The sequence below is a fragment of the Stenotrophomonas sp. STEN225 genome (genome assembly GCF_056756445.1).
Window position 1 is genome coordinate 20,731 of the sequence record NZ_JBRRBV010000025.1, and the last position, 20,206, is coordinate 40,936.

At 66.8% G+C, this 20,206-nt stretch carries 16 protein-coding genes and 5 tRNA genes; 9 read left to right on the top strand and 12 right to left on the bottom strand.

The features are described from left to right. Positions 1-10: 10 nt before the first annotated feature. The 5 genes from adiC to ACVOJ1_RS18050 form a co-directional block, all read right to left on the bottom strand. Complete coding sequence (adiC, locus tag ACVOJ1_RS18030; protein WP_053517667.1) at positions 11-1,363, bottom strand: arginine/agmatine antiporter; 1,353 nt, start codon at positions 1,361-1,363, stop codon at positions 11-13. 77 nt (positions 1,364-1,440) lie between these two features. Next, positions 1,441-2,871, bottom strand: a complete 1,431-nt coding sequence (locus ACVOJ1_RS18035; protein WP_262100790.1) for a DcaP family trimeric outer membrane transporter — start codon at positions 2,869-2,871, stop codon at positions 1,441-1,443. A gap of 459 nt (positions 2,872-3,330) precedes the next feature. Next, positions 3,331-4,173 carry a thiol:disulfide interchange protein DsbG gene (gene dsbG, locus ACVOJ1_RS18040; protein WP_053517670.1) on the bottom strand — a complete coding sequence of 281 codons (843 nt, stop codon included), beginning with the start codon at positions 4,171-4,173 and terminating at the stop codon, positions 3,331-3,333. A 30-nt stretch (positions 4,174-4,203) separates the two neighbouring features. Beyond that, positions 4,204-5,007 (bottom strand): TlpA disulfide reductase family protein, encoded by an 804-nt coding sequence (locus tag ACVOJ1_RS18045; protein WP_128990824.1) that lies wholly within the window; start codon positions 5,005-5,007, stop codon positions 4,204-4,206. An 83-nt stretch (positions 5,008-5,090) separates the two neighbouring features. Continuing rightward, positions 5,091-6,164, bottom strand: a complete 1,074-nt coding sequence (locus ACVOJ1_RS18050; RefSeq protein WP_065182735.1) for a GlxA family transcriptional regulator — start codon at positions 6,162-6,164, stop codon at positions 5,091-5,093. Between the two features lie 181 nt (positions 6,165-6,345). On the opposite strand from ACVOJ1_RS18050, the gene ACVOJ1_RS18055 reads away from it, so the two are divergent. The 5 genes from ACVOJ1_RS18055 to ACVOJ1_RS18075 all read left to right on the top strand — a co-directional run bounded on the left by ACVOJ1_RS18055 (position 6,346) and on the right by ACVOJ1_RS18075 (position 7,302). Continuing rightward, a complete protein-coding gene (locus tag ACVOJ1_RS18055) occupies positions 6,346-6,744 on the top strand; it encodes a heavy metal-responsive transcriptional regulator (RefSeq protein ID WP_346480735.1) in 399 nt (132 codons plus the stop codon). 110 nt (positions 6,745-6,854) lie between these two features. Further along, positions 6,855-6,930, top strand: a tRNA-Ala gene (locus tag ACVOJ1_RS18060). Between the two features lie 54 nt (positions 6,931-6,984). After that, positions 6,985-7,060, top strand: a tRNA-Glu gene (locus ACVOJ1_RS18065). A 42-nt stretch (positions 7,061-7,102) separates the two neighbouring features. Then, a tRNA-Ala gene (locus ACVOJ1_RS18070) sits at positions 7,103-7,178 on the top strand. 48 nt (positions 7,179-7,226) lie between these two features. Continuing rightward, a tRNA-Glu gene (locus ACVOJ1_RS18075) sits at positions 7,227-7,302 on the top strand. 38 nt (positions 7,303-7,340) lie between these two features. On the opposite strand, the gene ACVOJ1_RS18080 is transcribed toward ACVOJ1_RS18075, so the two are convergent. Next, positions 7,341-7,757, bottom strand: a complete 417-nt coding sequence (locus ACVOJ1_RS18080) for a GNAT family N-acetyltransferase (RefSeq protein ID WP_053520436.1) — start codon at positions 7,755-7,757, stop codon at positions 7,341-7,343. Between the two features lie 77 nt (positions 7,758-7,834). Here ACVOJ1_RS18080 and ACVOJ1_RS18085 point away from each other — a divergent pair, with 77 nt between their 5' ends. Then, positions 7,835-8,791 (top strand): SOS response-associated peptidase family protein, encoded by a 957-nt coding sequence (locus ACVOJ1_RS18085; RefSeq protein WP_111185980.1) that lies wholly within the window; start codon positions 7,835-7,837, stop codon positions 8,789-8,791. A gap of 40 nt (positions 8,792-8,831) precedes the next feature. Here the strand turns inward: ACVOJ1_RS18085 and ACVOJ1_RS18090 are convergent, their stop codons facing one another. After that, positions 8,832-9,212: a response regulator gene (locus tag ACVOJ1_RS18090; protein WP_053520434.1), complete on the bottom strand. Its 381-nt coding sequence runs from the start codon at positions 9,210-9,212 to the stop codon at positions 8,832-8,834. A gap of 140 nt (positions 9,213-9,352) precedes the next feature. Between ACVOJ1_RS18090 and ACVOJ1_RS18095 the strand changes: the two genes are divergently transcribed. Beyond that, positions 9,353-9,438: transfer RNA gene (locus ACVOJ1_RS18095), tRNA-Leu, on the top strand. 205 nt (positions 9,439-9,643) lie between these two features. Beyond that, on the top strand, positions 9,644-11,080 hold the full coding sequence (locus ACVOJ1_RS18100; RefSeq protein WP_253120153.1) for a GGDEF domain-containing protein: 1,437 nt from the start codon (positions 9,644-9,646) through the stop codon (positions 11,078-11,080). On the opposite strand, the gene ACVOJ1_RS18105 is transcribed toward ACVOJ1_RS18100, so the two are convergent. Continuing rightward, on the bottom strand, positions 11,077-12,912 hold the full coding sequence (locus tag ACVOJ1_RS18105; protein WP_346480736.1) for a methyl-accepting chemotaxis protein: 1,836 nt from the start codon (positions 12,910-12,912) through the stop codon (positions 11,077-11,079). The genes ACVOJ1_RS18100 and ACVOJ1_RS18105 overlap by 4 nt on opposite strands. Before the next feature lie 424 nt (positions 12,913-13,336). Between ACVOJ1_RS18105 and ACVOJ1_RS18110 the strand changes: the two genes are divergently transcribed. Beyond that, on the top strand, positions 13,337-14,425 hold the full coding sequence (locus ACVOJ1_RS18110) for a DUF5694 domain-containing protein (RefSeq protein WP_346480737.1): 1,089 nt from the start codon (positions 13,337-13,339) through the stop codon (positions 14,423-14,425). 9 nt (positions 14,426-14,434) lie between these two features. Here ACVOJ1_RS18110 and ACVOJ1_RS18115 read toward each other — a convergent pair whose 3' ends face one another. The 4 genes from ACVOJ1_RS18115 to ACVOJ1_RS18130 all read right to left on the bottom strand — a co-directional run bounded on the left by ACVOJ1_RS18115 (position 14,435) and on the right by ACVOJ1_RS18130 (position 19,948). After that, positions 14,435-14,674, bottom strand: coding sequence for a hypothetical protein (locus ACVOJ1_RS18115; RefSeq protein WP_053517894.1), 240 nt, complete (start codon positions 14,672-14,674; stop codon positions 14,435-14,437). Between the two features lie 62 nt (positions 14,675-14,736). Next, positions 14,737-16,932: a PAS domain S-box protein gene (locus ACVOJ1_RS18120; RefSeq protein ID WP_346480738.1), complete on the bottom strand. Its 2,196-nt coding sequence runs from the start codon at positions 16,930-16,932 to the stop codon at positions 14,737-14,739. A gap of 208 nt (positions 16,933-17,140) precedes the next feature. After that, the gene (locus ACVOJ1_RS18125) at positions 17,141-19,528 is read right to left on the bottom strand and encodes a Tex family protein (protein WP_346480739.1); all 2,388 of its coding nucleotides are present in this window, start codon (positions 19,526-19,528) and stop codon (positions 17,141-17,143) included. A gap of 204 nt (positions 19,529-19,732) precedes the next feature. Beyond that, positions 19,733-19,948, bottom strand: coding sequence for a hypothetical protein (locus ACVOJ1_RS18130; protein WP_005410085.1), 216 nt, complete (start codon positions 19,946-19,948; stop codon positions 19,733-19,735). Positions 19,949-20,206 lie beyond the last annotated feature (258 nt).

Here is a 20,206-nt window from a genome sequence, read left to right on the forward strand (position 1 = left end):
CTTGTCCGAATCAGGAATGCTGCGCGCCGGCAGAAATCGCCGCCGCCTCGCGGGCACGCTGCCGCTGCTGGCGGCGCTCCTCGCTGAAGAAGGGATAGAACACGGTGATGAACAGGACGAACAGGAAGGCGTACTGCACGATCGTTCCCGACGAGCCATAGATCGCCCACAGGCAGTACACGACGGTGAGGCTGGTCAAGGTCCAGAACGCGCCGGTATGCACCAGGGTGTGCGAGCGTTCGACCACGAAGTAGCAGGCCACGCAGGAATAGATGTAGGGCAGCAGGGTCAGCACCACCGCGGCCGAGGTGATCACATCGAACTGCGCGGATGCCGTTTCCGAGGTGGAAGTGACCAGCACGGCCAGCGTCATCAGCACCGCCACGATCAGCACGCCCTTGACCGGCACGTCATCCTTGTTGGTTTTGCTGAAGATGCTCGGGAACAGGCCATCATCCGATGCGGCCTTCGCGCTCTGTGCGGTCAGCAGGATCCAGCCACCGAGCGAGCCGGCCGCACCGATGAACGCGCACAGGCTGACCAGCGCACCGCCCCACCCCCCCACGGCCTTGGCCGCCGCCAAGGCGAACGGCGCGTCCGAAGTCTGCAGTTCACCGTTGGGGACCATGCCCATGATCACCGACGAACTGGCGATGTAGGCGATGGCCGCAAGGAACACGCCGGCCAGCGTAGCGCGCGCGACATTCTTCTCCGGGTTCTCGACCACGCCGGCGGTCACCGACGCCGACTCCACGCCGATGAACGCCCACAGCGTCAGTGCGGCTGCACTGGAGATCGCACCGAAGTTGGATTCACCGGAGACGTTGTAGGCCCCTTTGAAGATGTCGGCATCGAAGAAGAACCAGCCGAAGATGGCGATGCCCAGGATCGGCACCAGCGCGAAGCTGGTGGTGACGGTCTGCACGCGGCTGACGAAGGCCGGACCGATCACGTTGGCGAAACTCAGCGCCCACACCAGCACCAGGACCGCGATGCAGCGCACCAGCGGCTCGGACAGGATCGGGAAGAAGTAGCTGAAGTAACCCACCGCCGCGATCGGGATGGCGACATTGCCGATCCAGTTGGCGAACCAGTAAATGGTATTGGTCTGGAAGCCCATGTAGGGGCCGAACCAGTCGCGCGCATAGGCATAGGGGCCGCCGGCCTTCGGGGCCAGCTTGCCCAGTTTGGCGAACACGAACGCCAACAGCAGCGCACCCGCCGTGGTGATCAGCCAGCCCCAGATCGAGGCGGTACCGATCTTGGCCAGGCTGGAGGGCAAGAGGAATACGCCTGAGCCCATCATGTTGCCCGCGACGAGGAAGGTGGCTCCCACCACACCGATCTTCTTTGCTTCTGCCATGACAATCTCCTGTACCGGCATCAGCCCGGTTGCGCCGGGCATGGGGGTTGGCTGCGCTGGCGTGCTGCCGCTGGCGCCTATTTGATGAAGTTGTACTGCAGGCTGCCCTGCACTCTTACTGTGTCGCCGCGTGCACCGTCCTGCTGCTGCAGGCGGCCGTAAAGCAGCTCCATGCCCATCGTCCACGAGGGCGCGGGGCTCCAGATCAGGTTGAAGACGCCGTAACGGCTTTGCCGGAACGCGTCACTGGCAAGAGCGGCGTTCCGCTCCAGCGTGAGCTGTCCGAAAATCAGATTCGAGCGCCACAGATCGGACCAGTAATGGGTGTAACCGACGAAGCCGCCGTGCAGATCCAGTGCCTCCAGGCGACCGTCCGCATCCACCACGGCATCCAGGCCGGAGCCGGTCAGATCAGCGGTGTAGCGGCTCAGGCCGCGGCCGCCCAGCACGCCGAACAGCAGCAGGTCGCGCGCGCCCACGGAAGCAGAACCACTGAGCTGCAGGCCGCCGGCGATGCGCCGGTCGCGCTGGTCCTGGCCGTCATAGGCCAGACTGCGGGCCACCGCACCCATCTGCAGGTGGCCCCAATCGCGCTCCATGCGCGCGGTTACCGTGACATCCGGCAGCCGGTTCACCGCCGCCAGCGTCTCGCTGGCCCCGGCCAGTTCCGTCTCCGGGTCTTCGGCGGCGATCGTCAGCGTGCTTCCCTTGCCCAGCGCGAAACTGTGGTGGATGCCGGCCACCAGCAGGTAGCCAGCACCTCCCGGGCCTGCGAAATCCAGCGTATCGGGCAGGCTGTCGGCATCCATGAAGCTGGAGTAGCCATAACCGGCATAGGTATTGCCAAGCTGCCCATAGGCGTGGCGCAGGCGGAACTGGTATCCATCGCTGCTGCCGAAGAAATCATTCTCCAGATAGAAGCGCAGGTTGCCGTGCGTGGTCGGCCGGCGCGCCTCGAAGCTGAACCGCGTCTGCTTGGCGTGGATGTTGAAGTTGGAAACATCGCGATGGCTGTCCCCTACCGGCATCGATGAAGGGATGAACTGGTCCTCGTCCCCCGCCCGGCGCGAGTCGGCGATGGCATCGAGCTTGGCATAGCCGCCGATGCGGATGACCGTGTCGGTTCCGGGGATGGCGAAGAAGCCTTTCAGATCCGCGTCGGTGGGGCTGGCAGCGTTGTCTGGACGCGAGGCGGCCGTCGACGGGTCCGCCACTGATTCGCGCGCCGGCAGCACCGGTTGCGCCACGCCGGGCACGCGGGTGGGCTGCAATGTGGCGGCCGTCGTCGCCGGAGCTGGGGACACGGGCGTAGCCGTAGCAGCAGGCGCGACGCCCGCATCATGCCGTTCGAGCTGGTCCAGGCGTTGCTGCATGCCTTCCAGGGCCTGTCGCATCGCCGCAATCTCACGGCGCAACGCCTGCGCGTCGTCGTCGGCAACCGCCTGCGCCTGCAGCGGCGCAGCGGCCAGCGCGGCCAGGCAGGCAAGACTCAGTACTGCCATGCGCATTGCATCCCCCGTGCACGAACACTCGCCACGCGATGCCGGACCGCACGCGTGCGCCGTCCTGGCTTCGCTCCGCCGTTGCTGGAAATACGGATACTGCGATTAAGACAGACGGTCGCCGGCAGGTTCGCACCGCCGATGAGGCAGCGACCGGAGCAGTCTGGGTAGCAAGCGCAGAGTGAGAGTGTCGTGAATTGCGATGCGGGCATGCTCTGGGGAGAGCCCTGCGTGTGCAGCAGTGCAGAAGCGATATCGCTGTATTTCATGCATCACAGGCTAGTGCGCATGTCGTTTTTGGCCTTGATTGGAATCAAGGCACGATGCTTGATCTCAGTCACGATTCAGACGTGACGGCGAACAAGCACTGCGCAGCAGTTCACGCCGTCATGGCCATGCAAACGCAGCAGGCCCGCACGTTTCCGTACGGGCCTGTCGATGACAGCCTGCATGCAGGATCACTTTTCAGCGTGGACCCAGCACCGTCTGCAGATCAGCACCCTGTGGAAGACCGGAGCGACGCTGCACCTGGCCCTGCGCATCCTGGAACAGGATCCCCGGCGTACCCTGGAAGCCCATCTCGATCATCAGGACCTGGTTGGCATCCAGCTTCCCCGCGATCTCGCGGCTGATGTTCGGCAGCGGCTTGATGCCACCGCGGTCGAACTGGCGCTCGTTCTCCAGCAGCGCCGCGCTGGGGTCGCGTGCGGCCAGAATCGCGGCCGCCTTGGCCGGGCTGTCCTCGCGGATCACACCGACCATCACATGACGCAGCTGCACCTTGCCGGCATCCACCCATGGGCGTGCCGCCTCCCAGAACTTGTGGCAGTACGGGCAGTTGGCATCACTGAATGTGTAGACCACGCGCGGTGCGTCGGCCTTGCCATCCCGCACCCACGCACTGGCGTCCAGCTTGCTCCACATCTTGGCCGACATCGGCGCGGCCACCAGCTTTTCCACTGCATCAGCGGCGACATCGTTACCCTCGGCATCGAACAGACTGCCTACCACCACGTGCTTGCCGTCCGCGGTCACGTAAGCGGCGGCAGGCTGCTGGCCACCGACCACGCCGGCGAAGCCGCGCAGCCCACCCGGTGCGTCGAACTCGGCGACGACCTCGAAACCATGCTTCTCGATGCCCTTCAGGACCGCCGGGCGATCCCCCTTGGCAGCGGAGGCCGGCGCACCGGCTGCCGGCGCAGCTCCTGCCTTGCCCGGTGGCGTCTGCGCCTGGCTGCAGGCGGCCAAGGCCAGCAGGGCCGGCAGCAACAGCACCGCAGGAACGGTGCGCAGGGAAATCAACGACATGGGAACTCCATAGTGGGATGCCAGCGCAGGCTACCGCAGCCGGCGCAGTTTGTGTTCAAGCCCTGCCATGGTCAGTTCACCCAGATGCAGCTCCTGCAGGCGTCCGTCAGCATCGAAGAACAGGGTGGAAGGATACGCCTGCACCCCGAGCGCCGCAGATGCGGCAGCATCGTCATCCAGCAGCACGTTGCGCAGCTGCAGGCGTTCGCCGGCAATGAAACCCTGGACCTCGTCCAGACTTTCTCCCTGATTGAGGAACACGAACCGCACATCGTCATGTGCGTCCTGCGCGGCTGCCAGCACGGGCATTTCACGTCGGCACGGACCACACCACGTTGCCCATAGATTCACGACCACGGGTTTCCCGCGGAACTGCTGCAGATCGATGACACGGCCCTGCAGGTCCATCACCTCCAGCCTGGGCAGCGGCATATGCCGCGCCTGCCACCCGGACACGCCGTGAGTGGCTGCGCCCCACAGCAGCGTACCTGCCAGCGCTGCTGCCAGTACCGGCCGGCGCAGCGCGGGATGTCCACGCAGCCGCCACAATCCCCACGCCAACGCAGCCATCAGCACGACGACCAGGTGGTATCCGCCATCGGTGATCTGCAGAACGCTCCATGGCGAGTCGCGATACAGCGCCGCATTGACGGCGACGAAGCTGATGCGGCCACACAGCAGCCCCACCAGCAGCATATCCAGCACCATGCCGGCCGCCGAAGGCTGCGGTCCCTGCGCACGGCGACCGGGCCAGAGCCGGGCGATCGTCATCGCAATCAGTACACAGATCAGAATCAGAACGACCGGCATCGGCACCGGCCCAACGCTGGACATCACTACACCCACTCAACGATCGACTGACCGCATGGTCGAAGCGTCGCGCCTGCGATGCAAGCGCGACGACCGACCGTCAATCGTCAAGCCGCGCTGCGCCCCATCTGAATGCCCGGCGTCGGCGCCGGCGCCAATCCGCGCAGGCTCCCTGCCACGGAGGGCAGCAGCGGGCGTTCGCGGCGCTTGTTGCTGACGTGACGTCGATAGTTCGCCGGCGTCATGCCGACGATGCGCAGGAACAGACGCCGGAACGCACTCTGATCGGCATAGCCGACCCCCCAGGCCACCTCATCGATACCCGCCCCCTGCTGCAGCAATGTCTGCGCCTTGGCCACCCGCAGTCGCTGGCAGTATTCGATCGGACGCAACCCGGTCGCTCTGAGGAAGCGGCGCTGCAGAGTGCGCGGCTCCAGCCCTGCCACTTCGCAGATCGAAGCAAGCGTGGCGCCGCGCGCCGCCGTGGTGTGCAGCCAGCGCTGGGCCTTCAGCACGTCGCGGTCCCCATGGGCGAAGTTGGCGCTGAAGCGCTCCAGATCCTGCTGGATCGGTTCCGGAACGGTGATCGCGAGCTGCGTGGCCACCGCGCTGGCCACGCCCTGACCGAACAGCCGGTGCAGCAGTCGCAGGCCGAGAAAGCGCCATGCCTGCACACCTGCGACGGTCAGCAGATCACCATCGTCCACCAGTGCGCGTTCGCTGGGTACCCAGCTGACAGCCTGCGCCACCAGTCCGGGATGGCGGCTGAGATCCGGACCCGACACGGTCCGGCCCGCCAGCAGGCCGGCCCGGGCCAATACGCTCACCCCATCCGCCGCGGCCGCCAGCAGACTGCCGCCGTCGTAGTGCGCACGGAGCCAGTCGAGCAGGATTTCATCGGTACGAAGAGAGGCCGTCGAACTGACCTGGCCCGGAACCGCGATCACCGCGGGAATGGCCGCGTCCAGCATGTCCGCGCCCGCGATGCGATGTACCCCGCTGCGGCTGGCCGGCACGATCCAGCGGGTCACCAGCACCCGCTTGAACGGGCGCCGCTGCTGCTGCGCCACGCGATTGGCCACATGTGCCATTTCAGCCAGTACCGATGCTGCCGACGGGTCGCCACCGGGGTACTCGACCACCCCCACTTCAACGAACCCCTCGCTCCTGATTCCCTCCACGGTGCACCTCCTCGGTTCTGGCCAGCGAATGACCGGTTCAGGTGCAGGGTAGAAAGTGCTCCATCGGCGAGGCTATGAAGAAAGTTGCAAAGTGCACTGGATGCGTATCTCACACATCGCATTGACCCTGGACCAGACTCAAGGCTTCAGAATGGCGACCGGAAACCCGAGGAATTCCGTCATGAACATTGGTCAGCTGGCGCGCCGGGCCGGCGTCCCGATCGATACGGTCCGCTACTACGAGCGCCAGCAGCTGTTGCCCATCGCGGCACGTTCGGCCGGTGGCTACCGCATCTTCGGCGAGCAGGACCTGCGTCGCCTGCGCTTCATCCGCCGTGCGAAGGCGCTGGGTTTCAGCCTGGAGGAGATCGCTGAACTGCTCGCACTGAGCGACCAGCACCAGCACGACATGGGCAGCGTGCGTGACACCGCACGGACGCGCCTGCGCGACATCGAGCAGCGCATGAACGAACTGCAGCGCATGCATGCGGCACTGTCGCAACTGGTCGAGGCCTGCCCTGGCCACGGTGCGCTGGTGCACTGCCCGATCCTGGCGGCGCTGACCGAAGACGGCGAGTGACCAGGCACCCGGCGGAACGATGGCGCACCCGGCCGCGGACGTGAAGAAAAGTGCAACAAATGCTTGCCAACCCCAGGGGGCATCGCTATTATTTCGCTCCTCAGCGACGTGGGGCCATAGCTCAGCTGGGAGAGCGCCTGCATGGCATGCAGGAGGTCAGCGGTTCGATCCCGCTTGGCTCCACCAATCTTTCGGCATTAGGCCGTCGAAAGGTCGCTAAAGAACATTGATGAGAATTGCGTCCCCATCGTCTAGAGGCCTAGGACATCACCCTTTCACGGTGGCGACCGGGGTTCGAATCCCCGTGGGGACGCCAGTTTCAAAAGGACCCTGCTCCCGGCAGGCATCCTGGTTTCATGGGGCCATAGCTCAGCTGGGAGAGCGCCTGCATGGCATGCAGGAGGTCAGCGGTTCGATCCCGCTTGGCTCCACCACTTTCGACATCAGGCCGTCGAAGGTTCTACAACTTGAAGTTTTCGTGCGTCCCCATCGTCTAGAGGCCTAGGACATCACCCTTTCACGGTGGCGACCGGGGTTCGAATCCCCGTGGGGACGCCAATTTCTGAAAACCCCGGCTTCGGCCGGGGTTTTTCTTTTCAGAAGCGTCGATACATTCCGATCGAGGCTGGCGCCGTCGGCGCGAATCCGTACTGCGCATACAACCGATGTGCCTCGCCATCGGCGAGCAGGCTCACATAGGCCGAAGGCGGAAGGTTGGCCTGCATCCATTCGTCCAGACGCCGCATCACCTCCTTGCCCAGTCCCTGCCCCTGCAACCGCGGCAGCACGGCGATATCGCAGACCTGCAGGTGGCAGCCGCCATCGCCGACGATCCGGCCCATCGCCACCAGCTCACTGCCCTGATAGGCGCAGACACCGAACAGGGTATTGGGCAGCGCACGTGCAGCCGCTTCGGCGGTCTTGGCGCTGAGCCCGGCCAGCGCCCGGAGCTGGCAATAGGCCTCGACCGTGGGCACGCCTTCACGGAAATGGCAATGGGCCGGATCGTTCATGCGGAATCTCCCTGAGTGTCAGGCTATCCTGCCGCATCCGCGTCGCAGCCGCCGCGACTCACCCCGACAGATATCGCATGTGCTACTCCGCTTTGATCCGGGCCGACTACGCCAAGCTGGTGCGCGAGTTCGGTGCCGTGCTGTCGCTGGAGGAGTTCGCCGAGCTGTACGCGTACGACCCCGGCAAGAAGCAACCCAGGACGCCCAAGGCCATGGATGACGGCTTCGCTGGCGCGCGCACGGAGCTCGGCCGCGACATCGTGGCCCGGATCCAGCGGTGGCATGCACAGGAGCAGGCCACGCTGGAAGCCGAGCTGGCCCAGCAGCGCGAACGCCGCGACATCGCAATCGCAGCCCTGGCCACCCGTCCCACACTGAAGGCGCGCAACGAGCTGCGCATCGCCGGCAACCGCATCGATCGCGCGCAGACCCGGCTCGACGACCTGCATCGCGTGCAGCTGCTGCCTCGCGACAACCGCATTTTCCCCGGCACCTACGCGCCGGTGATGGTGAGCGAGAACGGGCAACGGGTGATCAAACCGATGCGCTACCGGTGCCGTCTGCCGGATGCGCCCGCGCGCAACGACGTGCTCTATCCGGGCAGTTACAACGCCCGCCGTGACAGTCTGGAAGGCTACTGGCGCGGCGCTTTCGGGCAGCGTCATGGCGTGGTCGTCATCCAGGCCTTCTACGAACACGTGTCCCGGCACGCGGTTGGCGGACGCGCACCGGCCCCTGATGACAGGATGGGAGATGTGGTCCTTGAGTTCCGCCCCGACCCGCCCCGCGACCTGCTGGTAGCCTGCCTCTGGTCCGAGTGGGACGGCCCCGAAGGACGCCTCCTCTCATTTGCGACCATCACCGATACGCCGCCGGCCGATATCTCCGCCGCCGGCCATGATCGCGGCATCGTGCCGATCCGGCCCGAGCACCTCGATGCATGGCTCAATCCGGAACCTGGCGATCTGGCCAGCCAATACCGCATCCTCGACGATCGCGAGGAGATCCGTTACGTCTTCGAGGAGTCCGCCTGAGCACGCACTGCGGCCGGATCGTCCGGCCACCGCGCCTGGATCAGGCGCGGGCGCTGGAATGCCCGACCGCGCGGGCCAGCGCCTGCGACAGCTCCGCGGACAGGTAGGGCTTGACCAGCAGCACACCCGACTGCATGGCCTGTGGCAGCTGCTCCGCCGACATGCCGGTCGCGAGCACGAAGGGCACGCCGCGGGCGGCCAGCGCCGCCGCGACCGGCTCACTGGTTTCCTGGTGGGCCAGGCGATAGTCCAGCAGCGCCACGTCCGGCGTGGTTTCTTCCAGCAGCCTCAGCGCTTCGCCGACGCTCGCAGCCAGCCCCACCACCTGTGCACCGGCCTGCACCAGTTGCATCTGCAGCAGGGCCGCGCTCATCTCGTCGTTCTCGACCACCAGTACCCGCAGGTCCTGCAACGCCGCCATCGATTCCCGCTCCTGTGCATATCACGCCGGCGCAGTATAGCGATCACGGGGGCAATGCCGGCAGATTCGGCCGCAATCGTCCCGCGCCGGGCAGCCTCTATGAAAGTGCGCTCGACCTCGGGTAAAATCACCCGCTGCCTGCCGGTGTGGCGGAATGGTATACGCAGCTGACTCAAAATCAGCCGGGGGCAACCCCATGAAGGTTCGAGTCCTTTCACCGGCACCATGCATCAAAGGCCAGGTCCACGACCTGGCCTTCTGCATTTCCGGCCCGTCACCTGCGTCGCCCCTCCCGCGCGGCGACCGCCCAGCGCCGCCACCGTGCGCGCCGCAGCTGACAACGTTGCCAGCAGGCCAACGCTGCGGAATTCTTGCAAGGCGCACGCGCATCTGCCTATCGTGACTGGCCGTACCTGGGGGCGGGGGAATGCATGACGTTGCCGGCTGCACTGTTTTTTCTGGTCACGCATGCATTCGTCGTCGGCCTGGCAGGCCCTGGAGATCCGGTGGGTTCGTTCCTGATGTCGAGCGCCGCGCCGCTGCTGGCGGCCATGGCATGCGTGCGCCGTGCGCGTGACAGCCACGCCGCCTGCAAATGGAGGACCTTCGCTTTCGCCGTCAGCCTGTTTCCGGTCGCACTGCTGCCACTGCTGTTTCCAGGCATCACCAATGCCTGGCCGGCGCAGGTCGCACTGACATCGTTGATCCTCTACGTGTTCTATCGCATCCCGCTGACCTACGTGGCCGCCAGCGCCGACAGCCGGAACCGCCATGTCCGCAGCGTCGACCTGTCGATCATCGGCCTGCTCTGGCTGCTGTACTACACGCATGCGCAATCGACTGCGCAGCTGGATACCGCGCTGTGGACGCATGGCCTGAACGCCATCAGCACCACGCAGAACAGCCTGCTGTTCAGCTTCGCGCTGATCCGCTACCTGGCCGAGGACAACGCAGATCGCCGCGACTTCTTCCGCACCCTCACCCTGTTCCTGCTCGGCTACTTCCTGATCGAGCAGTACGTCAGCCGGTATCGGCCGCAGACCCCGGACGGCGGATGGGCAGATCTGCTCATCAGCGGCCTGTTCCTGCTGCTGGCGGTGATCGCCGGCAGTCCGCGGCGCAGGACCGCGCCGCCCGTCCCGCGCAACCTGCGGCGTTTCGTCGAGGCCAGCGTGCCGTTGATGCTGCCGCTTCTGCTGATGCTGGTCGCATTGCTGATGGCGCGCACGAACCAGACGATGGCAACGGTGGGCTTCATCGGCGCCATGCTGGGCTATGCACTGCGCAGCGTGCTGAGCCAGGTGGACATCCAGCGCCAGCGCGACGAGCTGGCAGCGCTGGCCCGGCGTGACCCGCTGACCGGGCTGGGCAACCGCCGCAGTTTCGATGAATCGCTGCCGGGCGCCCAACGGCGCGCGCGGCGCCAGGGCCTGGGCCTGGCGGTGCTCATGATCGACATCGACCACTTCAAGCGCCTCAACGATACCTACGGACACCCGGAGGGCGATCGCCGCCTGCAGGCGGTGGCCGCGATCATCGATGGCTGCCTGCAGCGCGGTGACGACCTGCTCGCCCGCTACGGCGGCGAGGAATTCATCGCTGCGCTGCCTTCCTCCGACGTGGCCCATGCGATGGCCATGGGCGAGCGCATCCGCGTGGCGGTCGAAGACGCCGCGCTGCCGTCCGGCCCGTCCAGCGTAACCGTCAGCATCGGCGTGGCATGGTTGGCTGCCGATGCTCGGCAGGAACCGGACAGCGTGGTCGAACGTGCGGACCAGGCCCTGTACCGGGCCAAGCGCGCGGGCCGCAACTGCGTCCGCGGCGAGGCTTTGCCGGAACGTACAGCGGCCCCTGCCCTGCGCGCCTAGACCACGCGAAGGGTCGGCACGCCATGCTGCAGGGTACCGCCGCCCGCCGCCCCCTGCACACGGAATCCGGCGACGGTCTGCAGCAGGTGGGCCGACTGTTCTTCCATGCTGCGCGCCGCGGCGGACGCTTCCTCGACCAGCGCCGCGTTCTGCTGGGTTCCCTGGTCGATCAGGTCCACCGCGTGGTTCATCTGCTGGATGTCATCGCTCTGCTGCTGCGAGGCGCTGCTGATCTCGGTGACCAGGTCACTGACCCTGCGCACGTTGAGTACGATCTCGTCCATCGTGCGGCCAGCACTTTCCACCTGCGCCGTGCCCGCACCGACATTGGCCACCGATGTGTCGATCAGCTGCTTGATCTCCTTGGCGGCGCTGGCCGAGCGCTGCGAAAGTTCGCGGATCTCGGTGGCGACGACCGCGAACCCACGGCCGTGCTCGCCGGCACGGGCCGCCTCCACGGCAGCGTTCAGCGCCAGGATGTTGGTCTGGAATGCGATGCCGTCAATCACCCCGATGATGTCGACGATGCGACGCGAGGAGGCGTTGATCAAGGCCATCGTCGCCACCACCTCGTGCACCACGCTGCCGCCGCGCGCAGCCACCTCCGCTGCGCCGCCGGCCAGCTGGCTTGCCTGGCGCGCATTGGCCGCCGTGCGCTGCACCGTATCGGCCAGGCCCTTCATGGACACGGCGGTCTCTTCCAGCGAGGCCGCCTGCTGTTCGGTGCGCTGCGACAGGTCGCTGTTGCCCTGCGCGATTTCGGTCGCGCCGACCGCGATGGTATCGGCAGCGAACTTGATCTGGCCGATGATGCCCGCCATGGCTTCGACCAGCGCGTTGACGCCATCGCACAGCTCGGCGATGGGGCCACTCTTGTCGGCAATGGCGACGGTGCGGGTCAGGTCGCCCTGCTTGGCCGCCGCCACGACCTCCCGGGTCTGCGCCACCGCACGCTGCATGGCCTGGTTCTCATGCACCTGCGCGGTGATGTCGGTAGCGTATTTGACGACCTTGAACGGCCTGCCGTTGCCATCCAGGATGGGGTTGTAGGAGGCCTGGATCCAGATCTCGCGGCCGCCCTTGCCGAGCCGCCGATACTGCCCGGCGTCGTACTCGCCGCGCCCGAGCTTTTCCCAGAACCGGCGGTACTCGGCGCTGTCGCGAAGCTCGGGCTCCACGAACAGCGCATGGTGTTGGCCGCGCACCTCTTCCAGGCTGTAGCCGGTGGCGGCGAGGAAGTTGGCGTTCGCCGAGAGAATGTGCCCGTCCAGGCTGAACTCGATCACCGCCTGCGACTTGTCGATGGCGGCAAGCTGCCCCGCCGAGTCCGCGGCCTGCAGCTTCTGCGCGGTGATGTCGGTCGCGAACTTGACGACCTTGAAGGGCCGGCCCTGCGGGTCCAGCACCGGGTTGTAGGACGCCTGGATCCAGATTTCGCGCCCGCCCTTGCCCAGCCGTCGGTACTGTCCGGCGTCGAACTCGCCACGTCCCAGCCGGGCCCAGAAGTCCCGATACTCGGCGCTGGACGCCTGATCGGGATCGACGAACAGCGAATGATGCCTGCCCTGGATTTCGTCCAGACGATAACCCACCGCCTGCAGGAAGTTGTCGTTGGCCTGCAGGACTGTGCCATCCAGATCGAATTCGATCACCGCCTGCACGCGATGCAGTGCGGCCACCTGGGCGGCCAGCTCGGCATGACCGCGATCGCTGTCGACCCTGCCGGGCCGAGGCTGTCCCGCCAGCGCCCCCAGCAGGGAACGCCACGGCGACCAACGGGTGTGCAGCTCGGCTGGCGCCTGTGCGCCTGCCGTAAGGCCTGGAATGAGCATTGTCTGATCCTCGGTGTCCGGTAAGCGGTTGCGATCCGCCAGGCGGGATGCCCGACGGCGACATCAATTGCTTGGACTACAGGTGCCGGCAGGCACCTCTCGAGCAACGGGCAAGAACATCTGGGGGCGGGTGCGATCGACATCCGGGAGCGGCGGAACACACTGCGCGGGCCGCCCGACGGGGCAGCCTGGGGTCCTGCAGCGGGTGACGGGAGCGGGATCCAGTGAGGTTATCGGCACCTCCGTTCCGGGCTTTAGGCCCCTCCGCAGCGGGCCCTGTCCAGCCCCCTCCCCCTGCAGCGCCTGACGGGCCCCTAGATGCAGCCTGCAACGAAAAGGTTGCCATGACCATCGGGGCTGTCGGCAAGGGGGTGGACAGGCAAGGATGCGCCCACCACGGACCGTCCATCGACACGGAGATCGCATGTTTTCACGCCTGGCTGCTCTTTTCGCCCTCGGCCTGTGCAGCAGCGGCGCGCTGGCCGCCGATGCAGGCTATCGGCCGGGTTTCAACCCCGCACAGCTCAAGGGCCCGCCCGCCGGCCGCGTCAACGAAGTGCTGGTGCTGGGCTCACCGCACCTGTCCGGCCTGCCCCCGACCTTCCAGCCGGCAATGCTGGAGCCGCTGCTGCAGCGCCTGCAGGCATGGCGGCCGACGGCGATCGCGGTGGAGAACCTGTCCGGACTGCAATGCGATTTCATGCGCCGCAATCCCGCCCGCTATGCCGAGAGCGTGGGAAGTTACTGCGTCGATCCTGCACCTGCCCAGGCCGCCACCGGTCTGGATGTTCCAGCGGCCAATGCCGAAGTCGATCGCGTGCTGGCGGCATGGCCCGCCACACCGACGCACGCACAGCGTCGCCGGCTGGCCGCACTGTTCCTGGCCGCAGGTGAGAACGGCTCTGCGCTGGTGCAGTGGCTGCGCCTGCCGGCGCAGGAGCGTCGCGCCGCAGACAGCCTGTCACCGCAACTGGTGCAGTTCCTCGACAAACGCGCCGTGCGACGCAACGAAGTCAGCCTGATCGCGGCCGAGCTTGCCGCACGCCTGGGCCTGGAACGCCTGTGGGCAGTCGATGACCACACCGCTGATTCGCCCACCCCTGCGGCACTGGAGAAGGCGGCTGGCGAAGCCATCATGAACGCCTGGAACAATCCCGCCAGCAAGGCACGACGGGCCGCCGATACGGCCCTGCACGCCGAACTCGGCAGCACGGATGGCCTGCTGGCGCTCTATCGGAACTACAACGCGCCCGACACCATCGCCCAGGTCTACAACAGCGATTTCGGCGCGGCCCTGGTCGAACCATCGCCAGAAGGCTTCGGCCGCAACTACGTCGGCTACTGGGAAACCCGCAACCTGCGCATGGTCGCCAACATGCGCGAGGTGCTGGGCCAGCACCCGGGCACCCGCATGCTGACCCTCGTCGGCGCCTCGCACAAGGGCTACTACGAGGCCTACCTCAACCAGATGCACGACGTGCGGCTGGTTGATGCCAACAGCGTGCTGGACTGAGCGCCAGGGCTAGCAGCGTGCCGGCGCATCCCCGCGCCGCGACCGCCACAGCAGCACGCAGGCGGCCACGATGGCACCCAGGGTCAGCATCAGCAGCACCACCACGCCGCCCTGCAGAGTGGGCAGCAGCGCCTGCGCCCGGGCATCGCCGTGCAGTTGCTCCAAACGCAGGCAGGCGGCTACCGCCAGCCACCAGCCGACCATTGCCGGCGCGAAGGCACGCAGGGCATCCGGGGTCCAGAAACGCATGTCGCTCTCCAACGGGGTGGGTGTGCGCGCAGTATTCGCGGCCGCCCTCTCACAGACTGAGATCAGCCGCCACCGGCGTCGCTGTCCACGCCCTCAGCCGGCCATTCGCCGGCTTCCCCCTGCACCTGCACGTTGTTGCGTCCCATTGCCTTGGCCCTGTAGCACTGCGCATCGGCCGCAGCCACGGCCTGGTCCACCCCCATGCCGCCCAGCAGCGGTGCGATACCGATGCTGGCGCCCACCCGCAGGCGGTGCTGGTCCCAGGGAATGGAGAGACTGGCCAGGGTCTGCAGCAGTTCGCCGCCGATCCGCGCCGCGCGGCGCGGCGTGCAGCCGGACAGGATCACCGCGAACTCGTCCCCGCCCAGCCGGGCCACCACGTCCGAATCGCGCACGCCGTGGCGCAGCACGCTGGCCACCGCCCACAGCACCGCATCGCCGGCCAGGTGGCCCCAGGTGTCGTTGACCGGCTTGAAGCGGTCCAGGTCGATGTACATCAGCGATGCCGCCTGGCCTGTCCGCTCGACCCGGGTGATGGCCTGCTGCAGATGGACTTCGAACCCCCGCCGGTTGCTCAGTTCGGTCAGCGGATCGATCTCCGCCAGCTGGCGCGCTTCGCGCTGCCGTGCACGCTGCTGGGTATCATCGCGCAGCACCCACACCGCACCGCGCACATGGCCCTCATCGTCGCGCAGCCAGGCGCGGGTCAGGTCCACCGGCACCGTCGCCGTGCCCAGCCGCAGCAGCAGGTCGGCATGCAGGTCGACCGCGTTGCTTTCCGGGTCCAGCAGTACGGCCACGTCCAGCATCGAGCCGGGGGCGTACTCGGTGGTCAGTTGCAGCACGTCCTGCACCCTGTAGCCGGCCAGCGCCTGTGCGCCGTCGCCGGCCAGCATGCGCACGGCAGCGGCATTGGCATATTCGATGCGGCCCTCCAGGCTGACGCTCAGCACCAGGTCGGCGACGGCGTCGAGGGTGATGCGGCTGCGCTGCTCGCTTTCAAACAGGCGCTGTTCACTGCTGCGTTGTGCGCTGATGTCCTGGATCTGCGAGACGAAATGCACCGGCTCACCGCGTTCGTTGCGCACCAGCGATACCGACAGCCGCGTCCAGATCACCCTGCCGTTGCGATCGAGAAAGCGCTTCTCCAGGTGGTAATGGCTGCACCGGCCTGCCAGCAGGTCCTGCACCAGGGCCAGATCGGCCTGCAGATCGTCCGGATGGGTCAGCCGCTGGAAATCGACCTGCAGCAGCTCCTCGCGCGCATAGCCCAGGATGCGGCACAGCGCGTCATTGACATCCAGCCAGCGCCCTTCCAGCGAAACCAGCGCCATGCCGAGCGCAGCCGAGGTGAAGGCGCCTGCGAACTTCTCCGCCGCCATGCGTGCTTCCGCACGTGCCTGCAGGATCTCGGTGATATCGATGGCCATGCCGACATAGCCGATGCGCGTGCCATCGGCGCCGTCCATGCGGCTGATCGAAAGCCGCACCTGGCGTTGCCGGCCATCCTTGCGCAGCAGCGTCCATCGCCGCGAATAGGTCTGCCCTTCGGCATGCGCACTGAGGGCCTCGAACACATCCGGCAGGCGACCCTGCGGGTCGGCCAGCGGTTGCAGCCAGGCCTTCAGCTCATCCGGCTCATGGAAGGCATCCAGCCGCCGCAGGCCGACCACCTCGGCGGCGCTGTAACCCAGCAGGCGCTGCGCCCCCGTGTTGAACAGGGTGATGGTGCCATCGGTATCGGTCGCGATCACCGCGACGTCGTCGGAGGCGTCCACCACCGACTGCAGGCGCTGGCGGCTCTCGGCCGCGTCCTGTCGTGCCTGCTGCAGCTCGGTGACGTCGGCGTGGGCACCCGCCATCCACAGCGGCCGCCCCTGACCGTCCCATTCGAACACGCGACCGCGGTCATGGACCCAGATCCACTGGCCGTTCTTGTGGCGCATGCGCACCAGGCAGGCGTAGTTATCGCTGCGCCCGTCGAAATGCTCCTGCAGCGCGGTGTCCGACAGCGCAATGTCGTCCGGATGCACCAGTGCAGCGAAGGTCTTCTGGCAGATCGGCTCCAGCTCTTCCAGCCGGTAGCCGACGATTTCGGCCCAGCGCGCGTTGACCCGCATTTCGCCGGTCTGCACGTTCCACTCCCAGGTGCCGGCAGCGGTGCCTTCGATGATCATCGCAAGCCGCCGACGCTCTTCGGCCAGCGCATGCAGACGGCGTTCGAGCAGATCGTTGCTGTTGTTGCCCTGACCCGCCATCAAGCCCTTCTCCGTCCCGCGCAGGCGTGCACGGGCCGCAGCAATCCGCTGCAGCTGTCACGGAATCGGACGGGGCGTGCTGGCGTCATGGTCCTCCCCAGCGACAGCGGGTCGGCCACACGCCTCCCCAGATGCGCAAGTGTGCGCAATCACGGGGAAAATCGACAAGTCCCCCGCCCCGGTTCAACCGTGACGGGGAACACGCTCCTCAACTGCGCTTGGCGCGGGCGAAGGCTTCAGCCAGTGCGTTGTTGGCCGGGGCTGCCGAGGGGGCGGGCCGACCGCCGTTGCCCTGGCCCCGCCCCGGGCTCCGGCCCGGCCCGCCTGCGTCACGCCGCGGCCCTTGTCCCTGACCACGCTCGTCACGGCTGCCGGGGCGGCTGGTGGCCTGGCCGGGGGTATCGTCCAGGCGCCGGGTCAGCGCGATGCGCTTGCGCGGCACATCCACCTCAAGCACCTTCACCTTGACGATATCGCCAGCCTTGACCACGTCGCGCGGGTCCTTCACGAAGGTGTCGGAGAGCGCCGAAATGTGGATCAGGCCGTCCTGGTGCACGCCGATATCGACAAAGGCGCCAAACGCGGCGACGTTGCTGACCACGCCTTCCAGCACCATGCCCTCGCGCAGGTCCTTGATGTCTTCCACGCCCTCGGCGAAACGTGCGGCCTTGAACTCCGGGCGCGGGTCACGGCCGGGCTTTTCCAGCTCCCTGAGGATGTCGCGCACCGTCGGCACGCCGAAGGTCGCATCGGTGAACTGCTCGGCCTTCAGCCCACGCAGGAAGCTGCCATCGCCGATCAACGCCTTGATCGGGCGCTGGGTACTGGCGACGATGCGTTCGACCACCGGATAGGCTTCCGGATGCACGGCGGACGCGTCCAGCGGCTCGTCGCCGTCGGCAATGCGCAGGAAGCCGGCACACTGCTCGAAGGTCTTCTCACCCAGCCGGGCGACTTTCAGCAGGTCCTTGCGGCGCTTGAACGGACCATTGTCATCGCGATGGCGCACGATGTTCTCGGCCACCGTCGCCGACAGGCCGGACACGCGCGACAACAGCGCGGCCGAGGCGGTGTTCACGTACACCCCGACCGCGTTCACGCAGTCCTCCACGCGGGCGTCCAGCGCGCGCGCCAGGCGGTACTGATCGACGTCATGCTGATACTGGCCCACGCCGATGGCCTTCGGTTCGATCTTGACCAGCTCGGCCAACGGATCCTGCAGGCGGCGCGCGATCGACACCGCGCCGCGCAGCGACACGTCCAGGTCCGGGAACTCCCTGGCTGCGAGCTCGGAAGCCGAGTACACCGAAGCACCGGCCTCACTGACCACCACCTTCTGCAGCTTCGGGTTGCCGACCGCCTTGATCGCTTCGCCGGCCAGCTTGTCGGTCTCGCGGCTTGCGGTGCCGTTGCCGATCGCGATCAGTTCCACGTTGTGCCGGGTACACAGCTGCCTGATCGTCTGCAGCGACTGCTCCCACTGGCGCCGGGGCTCGTGCGGATAGATCGTCTCGGTGGCGACCAGCTTGCCGGTGGCATCGACCACTGCGATCTTGCAGCCGGTGCGGATGCCTGGATCCAGCCCAAGCACGGTCTTCGGGCCCGCCGGCGCAGCCAGCAGCAGATCCTTCAGGTTGTCACCGAACACGGTGATCGCGTCCGCTTCGGCCTTTTCGCGGGCCTGGTTGAACAGATCCAGCAGCAGGTGCATGTGCAGCTTGGCACGCCAGGTCAGGCGGCAGGCATCGAGCAGCCAGCGGTCGGCGGCACGGCCCTGGTCGGCGATGCCGGCCTTGCGGGCCACGCGCCCCTCTGCGTACTGATGGCCTGCCTCGGCATCGCTGCCCGGGTCCAGCTCCAGGTACAGGATCTCCTCGCGACGCGCGCGGAACAGCGCCAGCAGGCGATGCGAGGGAATTTTCGCCAAGGCTTCGGCGTGCTCGAAATAGTCGCGGTACTTGGCGCCCTCGGTCTCCTTGCCCTCGGCCACGCGGGCGCGGATCACGCCGTGTTCGCCCAGCCAGGTGCGCAGTTCGCCCACCAGCGCGGCATCTTCCCCCCAGCGTTCCATCAGGATCGCCCGCGCGCCCTCCAGCGCCGCCTTGGTATCGGCCACGCCCTTGTCAGCATCGACAAAGCTGGCCGCGAAGGCCTGAGGGTCCTGCGTCGGATCGGCGAGCAGTCCATCGGCCAGCGGCTCCAGGCCGGCCTCGCGCGCAATCTGCGCGCGGGTACGGCGCTTGGGCTTGTAGGGCAGGTACAGGTCTTCCAGCCGGCTCTTGGTATCGGCGGCGAGGATGTCGTTGCGCAGTTCGTCGGTGAGCTTGCCCTGCTCGTCGATGCTGGCCAACACCGCCGCACGGCGGTCTTCCAGTTCGCGCAGGTAGGTGAGGCGCACTTCGAGATTGCGCAGCTGGGTGTCGTCCAGGCCACCGGTCACTTCCTTGCGGTAGCGGGCGATGAACGGAACGCTGGCACCTTCGTCAAGCAGGCCGACCGCGGCGCGCACCTGGCTGGGCTGGGCACCGATTTCCTCGGCGATGGTCTGGGCGATCTGCTGGGCGAGCGCGCTCTGGGCGTTCTTGGCGTCGTGCATTGCTTCAGGTCTGTGCCGCGTTACGGGAAGACCCCATTCTGGCAATCCGCGACGGAGCCGGACAAGACATTGACAGCAGACGAGGTTCAGCGGCGTGGCCGGTCTGGACGCCGGCATCCTGGCAGGGGGGCTCGGACTGGCCCGGGGCTGGGATGCCGGCGCGGGCGCGCGATGGTGGGCGCGCCCTGCCGCGTGTTGCGAGGGTCAGCGGTAGTGGCGGGCGGCGCGCTGCATGACGATCTCGTCACGCATGCCTTCCAATGCCATCAGCCTGACCTTGCCGACACCCTGCAGTTCCATGAACCGCTCGGTGTAGAACTCCGGCCCCAGCGCGGTGTCGGCGCGCGATTTGCTGAAGCCATAGGGCACCACGCCCTTCTCGCCATCCTTGCTACCACCGACATAGAGAACGATTGCCATGTGATGTATTCCTCCAAATTGCTACTGCGTACTGCACTCGATGAGCGATGCTGCGAGCCCATCGGAGAGGAGCTTACCGCGTCGTACCTGACTGGAACGTCACGCAGGCTAATGACGATCGGTTGCATGCAGATGACGGCGGGATCGCAGCAGAATGCTTACGGATCTTTAACTTCCAGCTAACGAATTCCAAGGGAATTCCCGCCAACGGCGCAGCCCCTCGCGGGCGGTCGTGTAACGCGTTTCATGTGATTGGGC

Bases quoted from the DNA above. Each gene is read 5' to 3' on its own strand.
- ACVOJ1_RS18105 (WP_346480736.1), bottom strand. From the start codon at position 12,912: ATGCTCATTCCAGGCCTTACGGCAGGCGCACAGGCGCCAGCCGAGCTG.
- ACVOJ1_RS18130 (WP_005410085.1), bottom strand. From the start codon at position 19,948: ATGGCAATCGTTCTCTATGTCGGTGGTAGCAAGGATGGCGAGAAGGGC.
- ACVOJ1_RS18045 (WP_128990824.1), bottom strand. From the start codon at position 5,007: ATGTCCAGCGTTGGGCCGGTGCCGATGCCGGTCGTTCTGATTCTGATC.
- ACVOJ1_RS18110 (WP_346480737.1), top strand. From the start codon at position 13,337: ATGTTTTCACGCCTGGCTGCTCTTTTCGCCCTCGGCCTGTGCAGCAGC.
- adiC (WP_053517667.1), bottom strand. From the start codon at position 1,363: ATGGCAGAAGCAAAGAAGATCGGTGTGGTGGGAGCCACCTTCCTCGTC.
- dsbG (WP_053517670.1), bottom strand. From the start codon at position 4,173: ATGTCGTTGATTTCCCTGCGCACCGTTCCTGCGGTGCTGTTGCTGCCG.
- ACVOJ1_RS18100 (WP_253120153.1), top strand. From the start codon at position 9,644: ATGACGTTGCCGGCTGCACTGTTTTTTCTGGTCACGCATGCATTCGTC.
- ACVOJ1_RS18080 (WP_053520436.1), bottom strand. From the start codon at position 7,757: ATGAACGATCCGGCCCATTGCCATTTCCGTGAAGGCGTGCCCACGGTC.
- ACVOJ1_RS18035 (WP_262100790.1), bottom strand. From the start codon at position 2,871: ATGCGCATGGCAGTACTGAGTCTTGCCTGCCTGGCCGCGCTGGCCGCT.
- ACVOJ1_RS18125 (WP_346480739.1), bottom strand. From the start codon at position 19,528: ATGCACGACGCCAAGAACGCCCAGAGCGCGCTCGCCCAGCAGATCGCC.
- ACVOJ1_RS18115 (WP_053517894.1), bottom strand. From the start codon at position 14,674: ATGCGTTTCTGGACCCCGGATGCCCTGCGTGCCTTCGCGCCGGCAATG.
- ACVOJ1_RS18090 (WP_053520434.1), bottom strand. From the start codon at position 9,212: ATGGCGGCGTTGCAGGACCTGCGGGTACTGGTGGTCGAGAACGACGAG.
- ACVOJ1_RS18055 (WP_346480735.1), top strand. From the start codon at position 6,346: ATGAACATTGGTCAGCTGGCGCGCCGGGCCGGCGTCCCGATCGATACG.
- ACVOJ1_RS18085 (WP_111185980.1), top strand. From the start codon at position 7,835: ATGTGCTACTCCGCTTTGATCCGGGCCGACTACGCCAAGCTGGTGCGC.
- ACVOJ1_RS18120 (WP_346480738.1), bottom strand. From the start codon at position 16,932: ATGGCGGGTCAGGGCAACAACAGCAACGATCTGCTCGAACGCCGTCTG.